The organism is Sphingomonas sp. 2378 (assembly GCF_038084995.1).
Lineage (GTDB): Bacteria > Pseudomonadota > Alphaproteobacteria > Sphingomonadales > Sphingomonadaceae > Sphingomonas.
In genome coordinates, this window is record NZ_JAXCMJ010000092.1 from 1 (window position 1) to 2,749 (window position 2,749).

Below are 2,749 nucleotides of genomic sequence, written 5' to 3' on the forward strand. Positions count from 1 at the left end.
AGGCACAGTTCGCCGTCATCTTCGGCGAACGCTTCATCAGGGCCATGGCGGCGTAATGTTCATCCGCCCGCCCGCACACGAAATTCCTGACACTCCCCCAGCTTGTACGCCTGCAACACGTTCATCCCGCAACCCTTGGCCTTTCACGCGTACAGCGGCGCACTGCTGGTCCCGCACTGGCGACACACGTCGGCGGTCTTCGTCCCGCCCTCCTGTTCGCGCAGCATAGCGATGTGAGGTGGTCCCGCCTTCCTGGACAGTTTGGCGGCTCGGCTAAGCTATACCCCGGTTGGTTTACGCCGCCATTCTGGTGAACGCCATGTCCGCATACCTCGTCCGGCGTTCGGCCGGCGAGGCGGGAGTGAGGCCGCTGCCCGTTGTAATAGCTGATCCACTGGCCAAGCCCGGTCCGCCGTTCGGAGCCGGTCTCGAACGCGTTCAGATAGACGCATTCGTACTTCAGCGACCGCCAGAGCCGTTCGATAAAGACATTGTCCATCCAGCGACCGCGCCCCTCCATGCTGATCCGCACCTCGGCCTCGCGCAACACGTCGGTAAGGTCGGTGCTGGTGAACTGGCTGCCTTGGTCCGTATTGAAGATTTCGGGCCTGCCGAAGCGCGCCAGCGCTTTCTTCAACGCCTCGACACAGAATGCCGCGTCCATCGTGTTCGACAACCGCCAGGCGAGTAGCTTGCGGCTCGCCCTCCTGAGCCTGTCGAAGGGCCATGACGGCGACGAGATAGAGGAAACCACGCCGCATCGGCAGATACGTCATGTCGACTCACCACCGGTGGCCCGGCCGGGTGATCTCCAGATCGCGCAGCGGATACGGGGATATCCGGTGCTCGGGATGCGGATCGCTCGTCCGTGGGCGCTGATAGATGGGCGCCAGTCCCATCTTCGCCATCAACCGTCGCACCCGCCGACGCCAGACCGCATGGCCGAGGTGCTTGAGGTGCCGCGCCATCTGGCGGCTGCCATACGAGGGATGATCCAGGAACGAGGCGTCGATCGCCGCCATCAGCGCCAGCGTCTCCGCCGTCTCCGGCACCGGCGCATAGGAGAAGGACGACCGGCTGATCGACACCAGCCGGCACTGCGCCGCGATCGACAGGCCGACATGTGCCCGCTCGATCATCTGCCGTCGTCGCGCCACGCTCATCGCGCGAACCCCTTCGACAAAAAGTCCCGCGCTGACGCACCAACCGCGCGAGTGTCCGATACACTTGCGCGGGCACGACGCGTTGCCCCTCCTGGCTGGCCCGCGCGGCAATGTCATAGGCGCTGAGCGAGCGAGACTCCCCCGCAAGAATGGCGCAGATCAGTTCGTCGATCTCCCCAGCGCGTCGGCAGGCGAATGCGGCGGGGTGGTGGATCATCCCGGCATGTCCGCGGCGACGCGCTCCACCAACCCCTCGAACTGCACGTCGCTCAGCCCCATCGTCATCAGCGCCAGCGTGCCGCGCAGTTCTTCGGGATCGATCCGGCGGGTAATGAACACCATCCGGGTACGCCGGTCCTCCGATGGCCAACGTTCAAGCTCGACCGGCGGATGGAAGACATGCTGCACACCGTGGACGATCACGGGTACGTCGTGCCCCGACAGGTTCACGATCCCCTTCACCCGCAGCACGTCTGCGCCCCGGAACATCGTGAGCAGCCCTAGCCACCGCTCGAACGCCAGCGGGTCGAGTGGCGTGTCGAAGGTCAGGCAGGTCGCGCGGATGCCGTCGTCGTGCCGGTTCACGTCGTGATGATGGTGATGATGGTGTTCGGCGTGGTGCGCTTCCTCCGCCAGCCAGCGGCGCACGTCGTCGCTCTTGCTCGCGGGGTCCCATAGCCCGACATCGAACAGCAGCGACGGGTCGACCGCGCCATCGGTCACGGTGATGACCGGCGCGGCCGGATTGAGTGCCGCCAACCGGCCCCGGATCGCGCCCTGCCCTGCCTCATCGACCAGATCGGTCTTGGTCAGCAGCAGACGGTCGGCGACCGCCGCCTGCTTCACCGCCTCCGGCTGCGTATCGAATGTCGCCATGCCGGTCGCGGCGTCCACCGTGGCGATCACCGCGTCGAGCCGGTAGAGCGTCTCCAGGTGCGGATCGGTCATGAGGGTGTGGAGGATCGGCGCCGGATCGGCCAGCCCGGTCGTCTCGATCACGACCCGATCGAACCAGCAGCGCCCATCCCGCGCGAACCGCCACGGCGCATCGCGCAGCGTTCGCAACAGGTCGCCGCGGATGGTGCAGCACAGGCATCCGCCCATCATCTCGACCATGAGATCCTCGTTCGAGCGGGCGACCATATCGTGATCGAGTCCGACCGCACCGAATTCATTGATGATCACCAGCGCTCGCGCCATTCCCGGCGAACGAACGAGATGGTTCAGGACGGTCGTCTTGCCGCTGCCGAGGAAGCCGGTCAGCACCGATACGGGAATGCGCCCGCCCGCACCCGTCGGGATGCCGCTCATGCTTCCCTCCCATCGCACAGGCGGGGCGGACGATCACCCATGATCGGGGAACTACTGGACATTGGCTGAAACTCTTGGTTATGTTATGTTGTAACGTATCTCATTGGATAACAGACATGACAAGCCATCTCGTGCACGACACTCGTTTGCCGGTGACGGTGCTGTCGGGGTTCCTCGGCGCGGGAAAGACGACGCTGCTCAACCACATCCTGGCGAACCGCGAGGGGCGGCGGGTGGCGGTGATCGTCAACGACATGTCGGAGGTGAATATCGAC

The 2,749-nt window shown here is 65.1% G+C and carries 2 protein-coding genes and 1 pseudogene; 1 reads left to right on the forward strand and 2 read right to left on the reverse strand.

Translation table 11 applies throughout. The features are described 5' to 3' along the window. Positions 1-331 precede the first annotated feature (331 nt). Both SM191_RS19290 and SM191_RS19295 read right to left on the reverse strand, forming a co-directional pair. A pseudogene (locus SM191_RS19290) lies at positions 332-1,199 on the reverse strand (IS3 family transposase); the annotation flags it as partial. 177 nt (positions 1,200-1,376) lie between these two features. Further along, positions 1,377-2,474: a CobW family GTP-binding protein gene (locus SM191_RS19295; RefSeq protein WP_341507623.1), complete on the reverse strand. Its 1,098-nt coding sequence runs from the start codon at positions 2,472-2,474 to the stop codon at positions 1,377-1,379. 116 nt (positions 2,475-2,590) lie between these two features. Between SM191_RS19295 and SM191_RS19300 the strand changes: the two genes are divergently transcribed. Then, the coding region (locus SM191_RS19300; RefSeq protein WP_341507624.1) for a GTP-binding protein at positions 2,591-2,749 on the forward strand (159 nt) is incomplete at its 3' end.